Origin of the sequence: Pedobacter sp., from assembly GCF_965249885.1 — a bacterium.
Classification (GTDB): domain Bacteria; phylum Bacteroidota; class Bacteroidia; order Sphingobacteriales; family Sphingobacteriaceae; genus Pedobacter.
Genome location: NZ_OZ252254.1, coordinates 2,237,055 through 2,253,950, shown reverse-complemented (window position 1 = coordinate 2,253,950; position 16,896 = coordinate 2,237,055). Strand labels below are relative to the sequence as shown.

Sequence of the window (16,896 nt, the reverse complement as noted above, 5' to 3'; positions counted from 1 at the left end):
TTTTAAAGGGCTTTTACTTTTCCAAAATTACCGCTAAACAAATTTGTAAAATTTACCATTTTGCAATTCGGTTTAAAAAGCAGTGCAACAGCATATTTATCAATCAGTTTATGATGTTTTTACGGCAGAGCATATACAAAAATCCAAGAAAATAAATTAGATTTGCTCTCGCAATTAAAAAAATTATCATCAAAACATGAGTGCAGTAGAAATAAATAAAGACACCTATTTGAAGTGGTTTGAATCGATGTTGCTGATGCGCAAGTTCGAAGAAAAAACTGGACAACTTTATGGTCAGCAAAAAATCAGAGGTTTTTGCCATTTATACATTGGTCAGGAAGCCGTAGTTGCAGGAGCAATCTCTGCAATGCAAAAAGGCGACTCAATGATTACTTCATATAGAGATCACGCTCATGGTTTAGCTTTAGGAATGAGTGCCAACAGCATTATGGCCGAAATGTACGGTAAAGCTACAGGCTGTTCTAAAGGTAAAGGTGGATCAATGCACATTTTCAGTAAAGAGCATCATTTTTATGGTGGCCACGGTATTGTAGGCGGTCAAATGCCTTTAGGTGCGGGTATTGCTTTCGCTGAAAAATATAAAGGAACAAACAATGTAAACATTTGCTACATGGGCGATGGTGCGGTGCGTCAAGGTGCATTGAACGAATCATTCAACATGGCGATGTTATGGAAACTTCCAGTAATTTTCGTGTGTGAGAATAATGGTTATGCGATGGGTACTTCGGTACAACGTACTACCAATATGATGGACATCTACAAAATCGGTTTAGGTTTTGATATGCCATGTGCACCAGTTGATGGTATGGATCCAGTAGCGGTACACAACGCTATGGACGAGGCGATCCAACGTGCTCGTGCTGGCGAAGGACCAACTTTCTTAGAAATGAGAACTTACCGTTACAGAGGTCACTCGATGTCAGATCCTGCAAAATATCGTACCAAGGAAGAGTTGGAAGAGTACAAAGCAAAAGATCCAATTGAGCAAGTAAAAGAGGTAATCCTTAAAGAAAAATATGCTGATGAAGCTTGGATTACTGAAATCGAAGAGAAAGTAAAAAGCATCGTTGACGAATCGGTAAAATTTGCTGAAGAATCTCCTTGGCCTCAACCAGAAGAATTGTTCACCGATATTTATGTAGAGCAAAACTACCCTTTCCAACAAATTTAATTTTAAAGACAAGCAATCAAATAAAGATAGATCAATGGCTGAAGTAATTAAAATGCCTAAAATGAGCGACACCATGACCGAAGGGGTTTTGGCTAAGTGGCACAAAAAAGTAGGTGATAAAATAAAAAGCGGTGATGTTTTAGCTGAAGTTGAAACTGACAAAGCTACTATGGACATGGAGTCTTACTGGGATGGCACTTTACTATACGTTGGTGTAGAAGAAGGCCAAGCTGTTCCTGTTGATGCTTTAATGGCAATAGTTGGAAAAGAAGGCGAAGACTATAAAGCTTTGCTTGAAGCTGAATCTGGAGCCCAAAAATCAGAAAGCCCTAAAGAGGAAGCTCCTAAGGCAGAAGATAAAAAAGAAGAAGCTCCTGCACAAGGCGGCGGCTTAAGCGAAGAAGAATTAGCAGCAAAAGGAATTACGGTAATTCGTATGCCTTTGCTAAGCGATACCATGACTGAAGGCGTAATTGCTGAATGGCATAAAAAAGTTGGTGATAAAGTAAAAGATGATGACGTACTTGCTGACGTAGAAACCGATAAGGCTACAATGGAAGTAATGGGTTATGCTACTGGAACTTTATTACACATTGGTGTACAAAAAGGCGAAGCGGCCAAAGTAAACGGCATTATTGCGATAGTGGGTCCAGAAGGCACTGACGTAAGTGGCATCTTAGCTGGCGGTTCGGCTCCTGCGGCTCCTAAGGCGGAAAGTAAAGAGACAGAAAGTGCTAAGTCAGAGAAGTCCGAAAGTCCGAAAGAAGAGGCTGCTCCTGCTGCAGTTGCCAATTCAAACGGTGGTCGTATCATTGCATCGCCTTTGGCTAAAAAAATTGCAAAAGAAAAAGGTATTGATTTAGCTCAAGTTGCTGGTAGCGCTGAGGGAGGTCGTATCATTAAAAAAGACGTAGAGAACTTTACCCCTGCTGCGAAGTCAGAAAGCGCTAAGGCCGAAAGTCCGAAAGAAACTGCTGCTTCAGCTCCAGTGATCCCAACTTATGTTGGCGAAGAAAAATATACAGAGAAACCAGTTTCGCAAATGCGTAAAGTAATTGCAAAACGTTTGGGCGAAAGTTTGTTTACAGCGCCACATTTCTACTTAACCATTAGTATTGATATGGACAATGCTATGGCGGCTCGTACACAAATCAACACGGTGGCTCCGGTAAAAGTTTCTTTCAATGATATCGTGATTAAAGCAGTTGCTGTAGCCTTGAAAAAACACCCAGCGGTTAACTCATCATGGGGTGGCGATAAAATCCGTTTCAACGAGCATACCAACATTGGTGTAGCTATGGCGGTTGAAGATGGTTTATTGGTTCCTGTAGTGCGTTTTGCTGATGGCAAATCTTTATCTCACATTTCTGCTGAGGTTAAAGAGTACGGTGCTAAAGCAAAAGCTAAGAAATTACAACCGTCAGATTGGGAAGGTTCAACATTTACCGTATCTAACTTAGGTATGTTCGGTATTGATGAGTTTACTTCGATCATCAACTCTCCAGACGGAGCTATTTTATCTGTAGGTGCTATCCAAGCAGTTCCTGTGGTTAAAAATGGCGCTGTAGTTCCTGGAAACGTAATGAAGTTAACTTTAGGTTGCGATCACCGTGTAGTAGATGGCGCAACTGGTGCAGCTTTCTTACAAACCTTAAAACAGTTGTTAGAAGCTCCAGTAACGTTATTGGCATAAACTCAAGGCGTGTCATCCTGAGCTTGTCGAAGGATAAAACATATAAAGGCTTCCAATTTGGGAGCCTTTTTTGTTTGGAAAAGGTACTTAGTTCTACTATTTTCTTTAGTCCCGCTTTCGCTCATAGTCCTCGTCTTCGTTGCACTACGCCTGTGGGCTAATCCGCTCAATCGGGTTTAGAAGGCAAAATCTGTAACGTTGTCGTCATTGCGAGGCACGAAGCAATCTTACAAAATCAGTAAACCGACCGCATTAGGATTGCTTCGTGCCTCGCAATGACGTACAAAACGTATCAACTTTCAACCTAATTAATTACTTTTGCGGCTATGTCAGTAACCAAGCCAAGTTTACCAAAAGGTACAAGAGATTTTTCGCCAGTAGAAATGGTGAAACGCAACTACATTTACGATACCATTAAAACTGTTTTCAAAAAATATGGCTATGCAGAAATACAAACGCCTAGTATGGAAAATCTGCAAACCTTAACTGGTAAATATGGTGATGAAGGCGACAAACTGATCTTTAAAATCCTTAATTCCGGAGATTATCTAGCTAAGGTTGACGAGCAGCTACTAGCAGCTAAAAATTCTAACGCTACTATTTCGAAAATCTCTGAAAAAGCATTACGTTACGATTTAACCGTACCTTTTGCTCGTTACGTGGTAATGCACCAAAACGACATTGCGTTTCCGTTTAAACGTTTCCAGGTGCAGCCGGTTTGGCGTGCAGATAGGCCACAAAAAGGCCGCTACCGCGAATTTTATCAATGCGATGCGGATGTTGTAGGTTCTACTTCCTTATTGAATGAAGCTGAATTTATACTCATCTACCACGAAGCATTAAGCAAACTTGGCCTGAAAGATTTCAGCATAAAAATCAATAACCGCAAAATTTTAAGTGGCATTGCCGAAATTATTGGTAAGCCTGAGCTGATTGTGGATATGACCGTAGCCATCGACAAATTAGATAAAATTGGTTTGGACGGCGTAAGCAAAGAATTGCTGGAACGAGGATTTACCGAAGCAGATATTGAGAAACTGAAGCCAGTGATTTTGTTGGAAGGATCTAATGTTGAAAAGCTGGAAAGCTTGAAAAATGTTCTGCAAACATCAGAAATCGGTTTAAAAGGTATTGAAGAGATTGAAAAAGTGTTCGAATATGTAAATCATCTCACATCTCACATCTCACATCTCACATCTCATATAGAACTTGACATCACCTTGGCCCGTGGTTTAAACTACTACACTGGTTGCATCTTCGAGGTTAAAACTAACGAAGTAGCAATGGGCAGCATTGGCGGCGGCGGCCGTTACGATGATTTAACTGGAATGTTTGGCCTGAAAGATTTAACTGGCGTAGGTATTTCATTTGGTGCTGATCGTATTTACGATGTGTTAGAAGAATTAAACTTATTTCCTGATTCAGCCCAACAAGGCACCAAAGTACTCATCAGCAATTTTGACGAAAATGCCGAGTTATATGCACTGCCTTTATTACAACAGTTAAGGGATAGCCAAATTGCAGCTGAACTATATCCAACTTCGGCGAAGCTAAAAAAGCAAATGAGCTATGCTGATGCAAAAAACATTCCTTACGTAGTGCTGATTGGGGATGAAGAAATGCAAAGTGGCCTACTTACCTTAAAAGATATGGCAAGTGGAGCACAAGAGAAGTTAACTACTGGACAAATTATAGAAAAACTGAAGTAGGCGTCCTTTCGGTCACTTACACCGTAATGGAAAGTTGAAACTTCTTGAAGTAAAATCTTTATAAATTGTCATTGCGACAGTAACCCGAACTTATACATAGGCAGCAAAGAAACTATTTAGAACACCTCAACTAAATCCCTTCACAAAGCAAGCACAAACTTCCCTAAATCCGTTCTCTCCCTATTGGGGAGAGATGCCGAAGGCAGAGAGGGGCCTTAACAATTCCGTCAACTCGGCCTGCGTGGCAACTGTCTTATCTTTTGCATACCAACCATGCAGTTTTTCCGCAAGCTCTGGCATCACTACGCCTTCGTTTTTCCACTCGGCCATTAAGTTTTGTAAAACCGCCGGACGTGGACCCCACTTTGGCATCACCAAGTTGCCAGCCTCGTCCAAAATTAACAGTACCGGAATAGCCCTGCCGCCGTTGGTTAAATGCGCATCAATTAAAGGTAAGTTTTTATCCCTCAAAGTCAATTTCAACTCAATTTTATCTGGCGCAGCCAAAGCCATTTTATTGATTACCGGCACTATTTGGGCTGCGTCTCCGCACCAACCCTCGGTAATTACCAAGAACTTATATTTACCTTTAATGCCCTCCAAAGTAGCCAATAAATCTGCACTAAGTGCCGTCGTTTTATCTACCCTATTCATCCGCTGCACATTCATTTTACTGTAGTGCAACATTGCTTCTGAATGATCTGGACCTGTTGTTTCGCCTTTGGCCAAAAGCTCATCTACCAAATTTCTGTAGCTAGGGTAGTCTAGCGCTTCTTTATCAAAAATATTACTGTAATCAAGCATAAAAACGCTGTAATAAAATGGTTACGCCTATTCTTTTAAATCTTTAATTAACGAGATTTGCCCCCTCATTAAAATTACATTAAAACTCAACCGAATTTAAATGGATAGGATTAAGCGCAAAGTTCTTTTATTAGCTGCTGTTATTTGTATTACAACTGTAAAAATTTATGCCCAAACTGGAGGCACTGGTAAAATCAGTGGCAAAATTGTAGACGCTCAAACTAACGAAACAATTCCTTATGCGTCGGCGGTACTTACCGACAGAAAAACCAAAGCTACCGTAAAAATTGTACAAACCGATTTAGATGGCAATTTTACCATTTCCAATATTGCTAATGGCGTATATACTTTTAAAGCAAGTTACATTGGCTACCAAACCATGGTACGAGATTCTGTTGCAATTACAGGCGCCTTAAAAAGCATCAACTTCGGTATTATTAAAATGAAAACTGGCAAGGGCAACATTCTAAACGAAGTTACCGTTACCGCCCAAAAACCAACTATGCAATTGGGCATCGATAAAAAAATATTCTCGGTAGACCAAAGCGTGGTGAGTGAAGGTGGCTCAGCTACAGATGTGCTTCAAAATGTGCCTTCAGTACAAACTGATATGAACGGAGGTGTGTCGTTGAGAGGTTCAGCAGCTAGGGTACTTATCGACGGTAAGCAATCGTTAATTGGCGGTGGTGATGTAGCTCAGATTTTGGCTTCAATTCCAGCTAGTTCTATCGAAACCATTGAGGTAATTACCAATCCATCTTCAAAATACGATGCTGAAGGCCAAACTGGTATCATCAACATCGTACTAAAGAAAAACAAAAAACTGGGCTTAAACGGAAATGTAGCCATTACCGGTGGAAATAGGGACAATTACAATGCTTCTACCAACCTAGCGTTTCAAAACAAGAATGTAAACCTATATGCCAATTATAGTTATCGTTATGGTAACCGGCCTGGATTTGGTTTCAACAATACGTATTACAGAAACGAAATAAGAGGCATAGGATACGTTACTCAGGACAATAATTCCAACGAGCTGGAGAAAGGCCACAACGTTAAACTTGGGATGGATTACAACCTCACTGACAAAAGTACGGTGAGTGTTTCCGGAGGCTTTAACTCAAGAAACAGTGTTGAGGATGAATTTATCGGTATTAACGAATTTAGTGCGAGCAACGCACCTGTTAACCTTTCTAATCGAGTTAATAGCAGAGACCGCAGCGGCAACAACTACGATTTAAGTGTGGACTTCTTACAAAAATTCAAGAAAAAAGGCGAAGAACTTTCATTCAATGCCAGTTTCGCTACTGGAAATAACGATACGTACCAAACTTTTGACACCGACCGTTACTTTACCTCAGGAGCGCCTGTTACTTCTCCTTTTATACAGCAGATTACTAGCAGACCAAGCGATAATAAAAATTACAATATTCAGTTAGATTACATTTTGCCTTTAACGGAAAAATCTCGCCTAGAGGCTGGATATCGTACGCAATACCGTATTTCTAATAGCAGAACACTTGCAGATTCAGTGGTAAATAACATGTATATCTTTAGTCGCACCTTAAGTAATGATTTTAACAGCGATGACTACGTACACGCACTTTACTTAAACTATCAAAACCAAATTAAAAACTTTGGCTATCAGATTGGTTTAAGGGGTGAAGATGCCGCGTTAAGTACCGAAATGGGCGCTTATCTTCCAGGAGGAAATATTGCTTATACACCTGGCCGAGTAGCTTATACCCGTTTGTACCCAAGTGTGTTCCTAACTCAAAAACTTAAGAATGAGCAGCAGCTTCAACTGAGCTACAGCCGTCGTGTAAATCGTCCTCGTGGATGGGATACCAATCCATTTTTAGATGTATCAGATCCAATTAACTACCGCCAAGGTAATGTGAATTTAATGCCTGAAGATGTGCATGCGTTTGAATTGAGCTACAGCAGATTTTTCAAAAACTTCTCTTTAGTTTCTACCGCTTACTACCGTCAAACCAACGATGTGATTCAACGAATTAGATATGAACTTGAAGGTGGCATTAACTTAACCATTCCTCAAAACTTAACCAGTGCTAAAAACAGTGGTCTCGAATTGATTGGAAAGTTAGACTTATCTAAAAAGTGGAACATGACTACCAATTTCAATTTATACCAACGTAAAATTGAAGGGGTGGCCGAGTTTGGCACTTCAGACGTAGATGGCGTAGCTTACAATGCAAACATGACGCATAACATCACACTTCCTTACGCAATTACTTTACAGCTAAGGGCTGATTATCGTTCGAATGAAGTTACAGCACAAGGCACTTTCAAAGCCATGTACGGTTTCGATGCGGGTGCAAAAATGGATGTACTGAATAAAAAAGCTAGCTTAAGTTTCAACATCAGAAACTTATTTAATACTCGTAAGTTCCAAATGGAGTTCCAAAACACAGGTTCAAGCATTGATTTTAGCAGAGCTAGAGCCGGAAATATGGCTTCGTTAACTTTCTCTTACCGTTTTGGAAAATCCGATTTTACCCAAAAGAAAAAGAAACAGCAGGAAGCACCGAGATCTGACGAAGAAACTTTCTAAACAGATTGAAACATTTAAAAAGAAAATAAAAAAAGTCCCAAAGAAATTTAAACCTTTGGGACTTTTTAGTATCTTAAACTTAAAAACTTAGTAACATTCCATTTACGATATAGTTTAAATTGATTTCTAATCAGTTTCTAATTATATTGCATATTATATTTTACTGATATAGAACACCATAGACTTTGAAGAATTTTCTTGCCCTTGCCTTTTCTACCTTACTTTTAATTTCTTTTCAATCTAAATCGCAAACTACAGATAAAGGGATAGTCAGGGGAAAGGTTATTGAAGAGGTTGGAGCTTTGCCGATCCCATTTGCTGTGGTAGCTTTATTTGAAAGTGGTGCAGAGCAGCCATTAATTACGCTGCAAACAGATGAAAATGGCTTTTTTAAGTTTAGCAACGTCAAATTCGGCACGTATAAAGTAAAAGTAAGTTATGTTGGTTTTGGAGCACTATTTGTTAACGAAGTTGTGCTTAGCAAAGCTGATGCAGACAAAAACCTAGGTTCACTGAAACTCGCAGCTGAGCAAAACAACTTAAACGAAGTAGTAATTACCTCAGAAAAACCAGTGATTGAAGTTGGTGCCGATGTAATTACCTATAATGTAAGCTCAAGTATATTGGCTGAAGGAAGCACCGCAACGGATTTACTGAAAAACGTACCCATGGTTGAGGTAGATATTGATGGCAATACCACCATTTCTGGCAAACGCAGCACCCGGGTTTTTATTGATGGAAAGCCGTCTGACTACATGACCTCCAACATCGCTGATCTATTAAATGTACTGCCATCTGATGCCATTGAGAAAATTGAGGTGATGACAAACCCGCCAGCAAAATATTCAGCGGACGGCGAAGGGATCATTAACATTGTGATGAAAAAAGGTTTCAAAGTTGGCTTTAACGGAAATGTTGGACTAGCTGCAGGAACGCAGGGGAACAACAATGCCAATGCAAATGCATCGTATCGAGGCGAAAAATACAGTATTACCGGCGGCGGCGCATACAGAACTGGATTGGGCAGAAATAGCAGTGAAAGTTACAGAACCAATTTTTTCCCAGACACCACTTTTTACTACAATCAATTTAACAACTCGAGAAGTGAAAGTAATGGCGGCAATTTTAGAGTGGCTTTGGATTGGGATATCAATAAAAAACAAAACCTTCGCTTAAATACCAGTTATAATGTAAATGGAAGTAATAGCTTATCAGGAAACGATTTTTATTACATTAATGAAGAAGAAATCACTAAAAGGTTGCGAAACCAAGTGAACACTGGTGATAATAGCAGCAATAATTTTGTTTTTAATGCCGATTATAGCCTCAATACCGATACCGCCGGAGGGAAATTAACTGCTGGATTTACTGTAAATGCTAACAATAGCAGTGGGATGCGTAATTTCGAACGTAGCTATGCATTTCCTACGAACCTTAGTCCTAGTTTGCAGCAAAATGATAACGAAACTGGGAATCGTGGAGTCAACTTTAACTTAGATTACGATAAGCCTGTATTTAAAAAAAGGGATCGTTTGGAATTTGGAATTGCCTACAATTATCGTAAAAATGACAACGATTTGTTGGTGCAGAACTTTAATTACAAAACACAACAGTACATCAACAATGCCGAGCTAAGCAATCAGTTTTTCTACAACGAAAACATCTTAGCGGGTTATCTTTCCTACAATTATCGTAAAAATGGATGGTCAGCAAAGGCCTCCATGAGAAGCGAGTACACCAATGTCAACTTTGACCTCTCTACTGGCGAAGTATACAATGTCAGTCCTTATTTAAGCTTTTTTCCATCTGCTTCTATCAACCGTTTTTTTAAAAAACGATATAATATCGGCGCCACTTACAGCGTCCGTATTAATCGCCCAAGAGAAAACACTTTAAACCCTCAGGTAAACAATGCGGATACGTTGAATATTTCTTACGGTAACCCCGATTTGTCGCCGTCTTATACCCACCAATTTGATTTAAGTTTTGGTGCATTCGGTAATCAATGGTCTTTTACACCAAGGATCTCCTACTCTACCGCTAGCGGTGTAATTGAAAGGTATCGTTTCGTAAACCCTAACGGAATTTCAGAAAGTACTTTTAGCAATGTGGGCACCAATTATTCATTGGCGTTAATGTTAATTGGTAATTATCGACCAACTAAAAAAATATCCGCAAATGGTAATTTCAGTTTAATTCAAAGCAATTATACTTCTACTTTAAATAGCGCACTAAATCGTGGAGGGATCAGCATTAGAGCCAGAGGCGGTTTTTCAATGCAGCTGCCCTATAAAACTGCATTCGAAGCTAATTTGAATTACAATAACAATGTGAGCGCCATTGGGCGAAATAGTGCATCTATTAACACCAGTTTTGGTGCAAGGAAATCATTTTTCAAGAATACGCTTACTGCTCGTATCAGTGCTAATGATCCTTTCAGAGGCCGTAGAAATACTACTTATAACGAAGGCCTAAATTTTACTTCGAACACGTACGGTGTAGCTAATACCAACAATTTTGTTTTTAACCTCAACTATCGATTTACTAAAGTAAAAACCAACAAGGTGAATGTTCCTCCTCCGCCAACTACATCGAAAAGCAAGGAATAAATCATAATGATTATGTTTGTGCCTTTGTTATTGTGAAGTTTTAAAAAGATGAACGAAGAAAACCCTTGGCAAACGCTAAGTAGCGAAGAGAAATATAGCAACAATTGGATTTCTGTAACGGAACATCAGGTAGTTAACCCAAGTGGCGGCAGGGGAATTTATGGAGAGGTGCATTTCAAAAATATTGCCATCGGGGTATTACCGCTAGATGAACAGGGTTACACTTTACTAGTTGGCCAGTATCGCTATCCTTTAAAAGCATATAGTTGGGAAATCCCAGAAGGCGGTTGTCCAGAAGGTACTGATCCTGAATTAAGTGCCAAAAGAGAACTACTGGAGGAAACGGGATTAATAACAGGGCAATTAATAGAACTACAGCGCATGCATTTGTCCAATTCCGTTAGCGACGAACTGGCTATCATCTACCTAGCAAAAGACCTTACTCAAGGGCAAGCAGCACCGGAAGAAACAGAAGATTTACAATTGCTCAAACTGCCATTTGAAAAGGCCTATCAAATGGTGTTAAACGGTGAAATCACCGATAGTATGAGTGTTGCCGCGATCCTAAAAGCATATATTTTGCAAACCGAAGGCCTACTGTAACGTTGGCAGATTTATAAATCTTCCTACCTTTGCATAAAAAATTACTGAAAAAGCAATTGATGAAGAAGCTACTAGGCTACATTTTAACGCCAATCTTTTTTTTAACGTTCGGTTTATTTTTGGGTATTTTCCATCCCATCCAGTGGGTATGTTACAAGTTTTTTGGATACAAAGCACACAAATCGTCGGTGGATATCCTCAATTTTTTCCTTACCTACTCACAGCTAACCTTGCTTAATTCGGTAAGTTTTAAAAATAACCAACAGTTACCAACGGATAGGCCCATTATTTTCGTGGCTAACCATCAAAGCATGTACGATATCCCGAGCTTAATTTGGTTTTTACGCAAGCATCACCCTAAGTTTATTTCTAAAATTGAATTGACTAAAGGCATTCCATCTATTTCATTCAATTTAAAATACGGTGGCGGCGCTAACATCGATAGAAAGGACAGCAAACAATCCATCGGCGAGATTATTAAATTGGGCCGTAGGATGAATGAAAAGAATTGGAGCACCGTAATTTTTGCAGAAGGTACGAGAGCTAAAGATGGCCAGATGAAACCTTTTCAAGTTGGCGGAATTGCCACCTTGCTTAAAATAGTACCAAAGGCAGTAATTGTTCCAGTGGCTATTGAAAATTCTTGGAAGATTGTTCGTTTTGGGAGCTATCCGCTAGGCACGCTACTTCCATTGAAATGGACCGTATTAGCGCCAATTGAACGTGAAGACAAACCTGCCGAAGAATTGGTATTACAAGCCGAAAACGCAATTAAACAACATATCGGGCAGTAGCTATTCTTAATATCTTTGAAAACTGGAGCTATAAAATTAAAAAACTCATTTTACATAAATAATCTGAAGACTTCGTAAGTTTTTAAGCAAAAAATTTCGATATAAATAAGTTTTACGTAGTTTTAATGAAAAGCCCTAACAATTAACTTGACTACTGACCGAGCATTATATAAAATTTATATACCAAATGAAAAAGCCATAAAGTTCGATCGAACTTGGCTAGCAATAATTGTTGGAATTTGTGCTTTCTTATTACAGCTACTGCCGATTGAATTCGGCGCAACAACTTCAAAGATATTTATCATTTGCATTTTTGTATTTTATATAACCCAACTTGCAACGCGTTGGACTTATAAACCATTATACGGCGAATTAAAAGGTGAACTTGAATTTAATCTAGATGGTATCATCGTTGATGGGTATAAGTTCAATTTAGACGACATCGCGAACATCGAAGTGAACATTTTAGAGTATTACGGGAAATATGTTGGCGGTGGAAGATATAGCTTAAGTAGAATATTTTCACAAGGAGTTAAAAACCAATTAAGCTTCAGTACCGTAACAAATGAGTTTTATTACTTTAATTTCAGGCTTGAGAACAAAAACGATTATAAGAAAATGGAGCCTTTTTTAGATAAATACTTCAACGAAAAGAAGATGAGCTTTCGCTCAAAATACAATGCCGAACGAACGGAAATATTTAGTTAGTTTGTAAATCTACATATAACAACAAGTCTAGTTTAAACCTTATGCAAAGTGTGTAAACACAAAAATTCGAAGTCATTTTTATTTAGACTTTGTGCAGTGGATGGCTGCCACACTATTAATTAGGCTCAACCTAAATCTGCAAAACCTTAAACGTTCCTACTGTCTATCAGCTTGAAAAACGCATCTCTGTAAGTATCGCCAACCGGAATCGTTTTACCTCCGATGGAAATCCTACTGCGTTCAATGCTTTCTATTTTATCCACCGCAATAATGTAAGACTTATGCACCCTGATAAATTCACCTTTGGGTAAGGTTTCCTCCATCTTCTTCATGTTCTGCAGTGTAATTACACGCTCTGTTTTAGTGAAGATCGAGATATAATCTTTTAAGCCTTCGATGTAAAGAATGTCATCCAACTCAATTTTCTGAATCTTGTGCTCGGTTTTCACGAAAATGAAATCCTGAATTGGTGCAGCAGCAGTACTTGCAGGTGCAACCGGTTCAGGAATTGGTGCAACTGCCGCAGCTTCTTGCTTCTGATGCTGATTGCGTACCTTCTCCACTGCTTTATAGAATCTATCGAATGCAATTGGTTTTAATAGATAATCTGAAACATTCAAATCATAGCTTTCCAATGCATATTGCGAATAAGCCGTGGTTAAAATGTAGCTTGCCTTATTGCCAGCAATCTTTAAAAATTGTATTCCAGTAAGCTCTGGCATTTGAATATCTAAAAACACCAAATCAATATTTCCTTCTTGTACCAACTGCATAGCCTCAATGGCGCTTTCGGTACGTTTTACTAGGTCCAAAAATGGCACTTTAGCTACGTAATCAGCAATAATATCAAGCGCTAGCGGCTCATCATCAACGGCAATACATTTCAAAATCATAAATCAAGCATTAGTTCTGTGGTGTAATGAGTGGGTGTGTTTACAATATTCAGTTTATATCGCTCCGGATATAACAGTTGTAACCTACGTTCCACGTTATTTAGTCCAACTCCGCCTATGGCATCTTTATTGGTTGTATTTTTCTTATTAGTTACGCTAAAATGCAAAATTTTCTGGTTTGCAATAATATTGATTTTGATAGGATCAGACGGATCATTAGCCACGCCGTGCTTAAAGGCATTTTCTACAAACGAAATTAAGATTAGCGGAACAATTTGCTGTCCATCAATTACGCCGTTAATGCTAATTTCTACCGAAGCCCCGTCCTTAAATCTTAGTTTTTGCAGCTCCACATAGCTTTCTACGTACTCCACTTCCTTGTTCAAACTTACCCAACTATCATTACTTTCATAAATCATGTAGCGCATAATTTCCGAAAGCTTCAAAATAGCATCCGCTGTTTTATCTGATTTTTGATAAGCCAAAGAATAAATGTTGTTTAAAGAATTGAATAGGAAGTGTGGATTCAACTGCGATTTCAAAAACTGCAATTCCATATCCTTTTTTTCACTTTCTAAATTACGTTGTATGCGTTCGTTAGAAAACCAATCGACTGCAAATTTGATTACACTACTGGACACCAAGAAAAAGCCAGCAATAAACACTACCGAAATGATATAACTTGCTAAAGGAATATGCTGGATTTTATCATCAGCTTTGTACTGAAGCACATACTCTGGATAAAACTTAGCTACTGCAACCTTTATCGCTACGCTTACGGCAATTAGTAAAATAAAGCAAACAATAAACCAAAGGTATTGCTTCCTTTTTTTAATAAGTTCTGGAATTAGGAAAATGTAATTGATGTAAAAAACAGCGACATTAACCGCCCCAAAAACAGCGTAGTCTATTACAATCTCTTGAACGGCAAATTTCTTTTTCGAGAAAATCATTATTGCGGCAACCAGCGTTCCAATAATTCCCCAAAAAATACAGTTTAATATTAATGATGCTCTGCTATTATTCTTCATGTAATTTGTAGAAACTTTATCACCTAAACTACCTATAAGCGCAACGTCAACCAAGCACATTCGACCAACAGGCATTTTTTTTCTACGAATAGGCGATTTATTCGACAAACTGGCATTTTCACCGTTTATCTAGGATATTTTGCAATTGGTCTAAAACATTTTCACAGCATTTTAAGAATTATTCTATTTGTTCAAGCAAAGCGAATAAGTTATTTCAACCCAAACGATTTGCATTAAACTTAAAACCTTAAAATGATGAAAAAGTTAACAAACGTATCGCCTTTCCTACTTTTATTAGTACCTGTATTTGTGGTAATGTTAATTGCTTTTACAACAAACGGAAACATTGCTGGCAATGAAGATAATTTAGCTAAAGCTAACACTTCAGCAAATTCATCAACTATAGCAAAAGCCGCTAACGTAATTTTAAAATAAGGATGAACCAATTTGCCATACAAACTGTTGGGCTTAACCACCACTTTGGTTCGCAAGCCGTAGTTAAAGACTTATCTTTACAAGTACCAAAAGGCAGTATTTATGGCTTTTTAGGACCAAACGGAGCTGGAAAAACCACTACCATAAAAATTCTGCTGAATTTGTTGCAGTCGCCAACTGACACTGTTTTTGTGTTTGGCAAAGAATTGAATCACAATCGCATTGCTTGCTTGGCAAAAATGGGATCATTGGTGGAGCAGCCAGCAATTTATGTACACTTAACAGGCTTAGAAAATTTACGCAATCGCTGCATTTTATTAGGAATCAACAAAAGTAAAGCCGATGAAATGCTGGCTTTGGTTGGCTTAACTGAGGCGGCACATAAAAAAGCAGGCAAATATTCGCTGGGGATGAAACAGCGCTTAGGAATTGCCTTAGCATTAATCGGCGACCCCGAATTGCTACTGCTTGATGAGCCAACCAATGGACTAGATCCCAATGGGATTATAGAAATCCGAAACCTGATGATTAAGCTAGTTACCGAATATGGGAAAACCATCTTAGTATCCAGCCATTTACTTGCAGAAATTGAGCGAACCGCTACACATGTAGGCATCATCAACAAAGGGCAGTTACTTTTTCAAGGCACCATCAATGAACTTCAAGATTTAAGCAAGCCAAGTGTTAAAATAGAAGTTGACGACCACGCCTCAGCAATCAACTTATTAAAGACAAACGGACTGGAGATCATCAATGAAGAGGATGGAATTATCCATGTATCATACACCAGCAAAGCTGAAATGGGTAAACTAAATACTTTATTGATTCAAAATGGCTTGACCGTTTACAGTATCGGCACCGAGAAAAAGGACTTAGAACACTTATTCCTCGACATTACATCGAAGAATTAAATGATAAGCGCCAATTTCCAATGACCAGCGGAATGATAACCAATAATCAAGCGCCAATTTTCAAACAACCAAACAACTAACCAACCAAACACAACCATATGCGGTCTTTATACATATCTTTTGTTTCAGAATTTTACAAGTCACGCAAAACATTAGCTTTTTGGAGCGCTATCTTGCTACCATTGTCAATTTGTTTAATTATTGCGCTAGGTTTTATATTTAAGTACGACAACTTGGTGAAGTACCCTCCGCAAATGCTTTGGTTTTATTTTATTTATCCTATTGCGGGTATAATGGGTTCGCTTTTATTACCAATACTGGTGATATATAACACTTACGCCATTACCAATATGGAATATAAAGGAGATACTTGGAAAAGCCTATTTTCATTACCTCTACCCAAATTATCAATATATTCAAGCAAGTTCATCTACATTATATTTCTTACCTTTTTAACCATGCTCTTGTTTTCGGTGTTCATTATTACCGCAGGTTACAGTATCGAGTTATTTAGACCTCAACTTCATTTTAGTGGATTTAATCCTACGGAAATTATTTTCAGATCTTTTACTAAAATGTTTCTTTCATCTATTGGAATTATATCCTTGCAGTTTTTGATGAACCTGCTTTGGAATGACTTTTTAAAGCCTTTTGGATTAGGATTTTTATTAACCATTTTCGCATCTATCGCCGCAAATATGAACTGGAAATATGCGATCTACATTCCTCAAGCATTTCCGAGCCTAACGGTAATGAATATCATGAATTCGAAAAAAGGAATTGAATTTGCCATTTTTGACCAAGCCATTGCGCATAGTTTAATATGTGGCCTGGTGGTTTTTGTGGCTGGTTACTTCATTTTATTGAAGCGAAATATCAAATAGAAAATTTTAGTTTAGTTTTAGTTAATTTAGGAAAGGCGGCTGGTTACCGCCTTTT

14 protein-coding genes are annotated in these 16,896 nt (G+C 38.5%); 11 read left to right on the top strand and 3 right to left on the bottom strand.

Annotation, left to right across the window (positions count from 1 at the left end; all coding sequences use genetic code 11):
* The first annotated feature begins 196 nt into the window (after positions 1-196).
* From pdhA to hisS, 3 genes are all read left to right on the top strand, one after another.
* Positions 197-1,192, top strand: a complete 996-nt coding sequence (pdhA, locus tag ACY2A0_RS09675) for a pyruvate dehydrogenase (acetyl-transferring) E1 component subunit alpha (RefSeq protein ID WP_113639339.1) — start codon at positions 197-199, stop codon at positions 1,190-1,192.
* A gap of 34 nt (positions 1,193-1,226) precedes the next feature.
* Positions 1,227-2,885, top strand: a complete 1,659-nt coding sequence (locus ACY2A0_RS09670) for a 2-oxo acid dehydrogenase subunit E2 (RefSeq protein ID WP_461789252.1) — start codon at positions 1,227-1,229, stop codon at positions 2,883-2,885.
* A 326-nt stretch (positions 2,886-3,211) separates the two neighbouring features.
* The gene (gene hisS / locus ACY2A0_RS09665; RefSeq protein ID WP_461789251.1) at positions 3,212-4,594 is read left to right on the top strand and encodes a histidine--tRNA ligase; all 1,383 of its coding nucleotides are present in this window, start codon (positions 3,212-3,214) and stop codon (positions 4,592-4,594) included.
* Positions 4,595-4,774: 180 nt separating this feature from the next.
* On the opposite strand, the gene ACY2A0_RS09660 is transcribed toward hisS, so the two are convergent.
* Entirely contained in the window at positions 4,775-5,398 is a 624-nt protein-coding gene (locus ACY2A0_RS09660; protein WP_461789250.1) for a thioredoxin family protein, read from the bottom strand.
* Between the two features lie 100 nt (positions 5,399-5,498).
* On the opposite strand from ACY2A0_RS09660, the gene ACY2A0_RS09655 reads away from it, so the two are divergent.
* The 5 genes from ACY2A0_RS09655 to ACY2A0_RS09635 all read left to right on the top strand — a co-directional run bounded on the left by ACY2A0_RS09655 (position 5,499) and on the right by ACY2A0_RS09635 (position 12,687).
* A complete protein-coding gene (locus tag ACY2A0_RS09655; RefSeq protein WP_461789249.1) occupies positions 5,499-7,973 on the top strand; it encodes a TonB-dependent receptor domain-containing protein in 2,475 nt (824 codons plus the stop codon).
* Between the two features lie 185 nt (positions 7,974-8,158).
* Positions 8,159-10,582 (top strand): TonB-dependent receptor, encoded by a 2,424-nt coding sequence (locus ACY2A0_RS09650; protein WP_461789248.1) that lies wholly within the window; start codon positions 8,159-8,161, stop codon positions 10,580-10,582.
* A gap of 48 nt (positions 10,583-10,630) precedes the next feature.
* Entirely contained in the window at positions 10,631-11,185 is a 555-nt protein-coding gene (locus ACY2A0_RS09645) for an NUDIX domain-containing protein (RefSeq protein ID WP_461789247.1), read from the top strand.
* Between the two features lie 59 nt (positions 11,186-11,244).
* Positions 11,245-11,979: a lysophospholipid acyltransferase family protein gene (locus ACY2A0_RS09640; RefSeq protein ID WP_461789246.1), complete on the top strand. Its 735-nt coding sequence runs from the start codon at positions 11,245-11,247 to the stop codon at positions 11,977-11,979.
* Positions 11,980-12,126: 147 nt separating this feature from the next.
* On the top strand, positions 12,127-12,687 hold the full coding sequence (locus ACY2A0_RS09635) for a hypothetical protein (RefSeq protein ID WP_461789245.1): 561 nt from the start codon (positions 12,127-12,129) through the stop codon (positions 12,685-12,687).
* 146 nt (positions 12,688-12,833) lie between these two features.
* Here ACY2A0_RS09635 and ACY2A0_RS09630 read toward each other — a convergent pair whose 3' ends face one another.
* Positions 12,834-13,580, bottom strand: a complete 747-nt coding sequence (locus ACY2A0_RS09630; protein ID WP_461789244.1) for a LytR/AlgR family response regulator transcription factor — start codon at positions 13,578-13,580, stop codon at positions 12,834-12,836.
* Positions 13,577-14,686 carry a sensor histidine kinase gene (locus ACY2A0_RS09625; protein WP_461789243.1) on the bottom strand — a complete coding sequence of 370 codons (1,110 nt, stop codon included), beginning with the start codon at positions 14,684-14,686 and terminating at the stop codon, positions 13,577-13,579. Before ACY2A0_RS09625 ends, ACY2A0_RS09630 begins: the two co-directional genes overlap by 4 nt.
* A 177-nt stretch (positions 14,687-14,863) precedes the next feature.
* On the opposite strand from ACY2A0_RS09625, the gene ACY2A0_RS09620 reads away from it, so the two are divergent.
* The 3 genes from ACY2A0_RS09620 (at position 14,864) to ACY2A0_RS09610 (ending at position 16,841) form a co-directional block, all read left to right on the top strand.
* Complete coding sequence (locus ACY2A0_RS09620) at positions 14,864-15,046, top strand: hypothetical protein (RefSeq protein WP_461791431.1); 183 nt, start codon at positions 14,864-14,866, stop codon at positions 15,044-15,046.
* A 2-nt stretch (positions 15,047-15,048) separates the two neighbouring features.
* Positions 15,049-15,957 (top strand): ABC transporter ATP-binding protein, encoded by a 909-nt coding sequence (locus ACY2A0_RS09615; RefSeq protein ID WP_461789241.1) that lies wholly within the window; start codon positions 15,049-15,051, stop codon positions 15,955-15,957.
* A 98-nt stretch (positions 15,958-16,055) separates the two neighbouring features.
* Entirely contained in the window at positions 16,056-16,841 is a 786-nt protein-coding gene (locus ACY2A0_RS09610; RefSeq protein WP_461789240.1) for an ABC transporter permease, read from the top strand.
* The last annotated feature ends 55 nt before the right edge of the window (positions 16,842-16,896 follow it).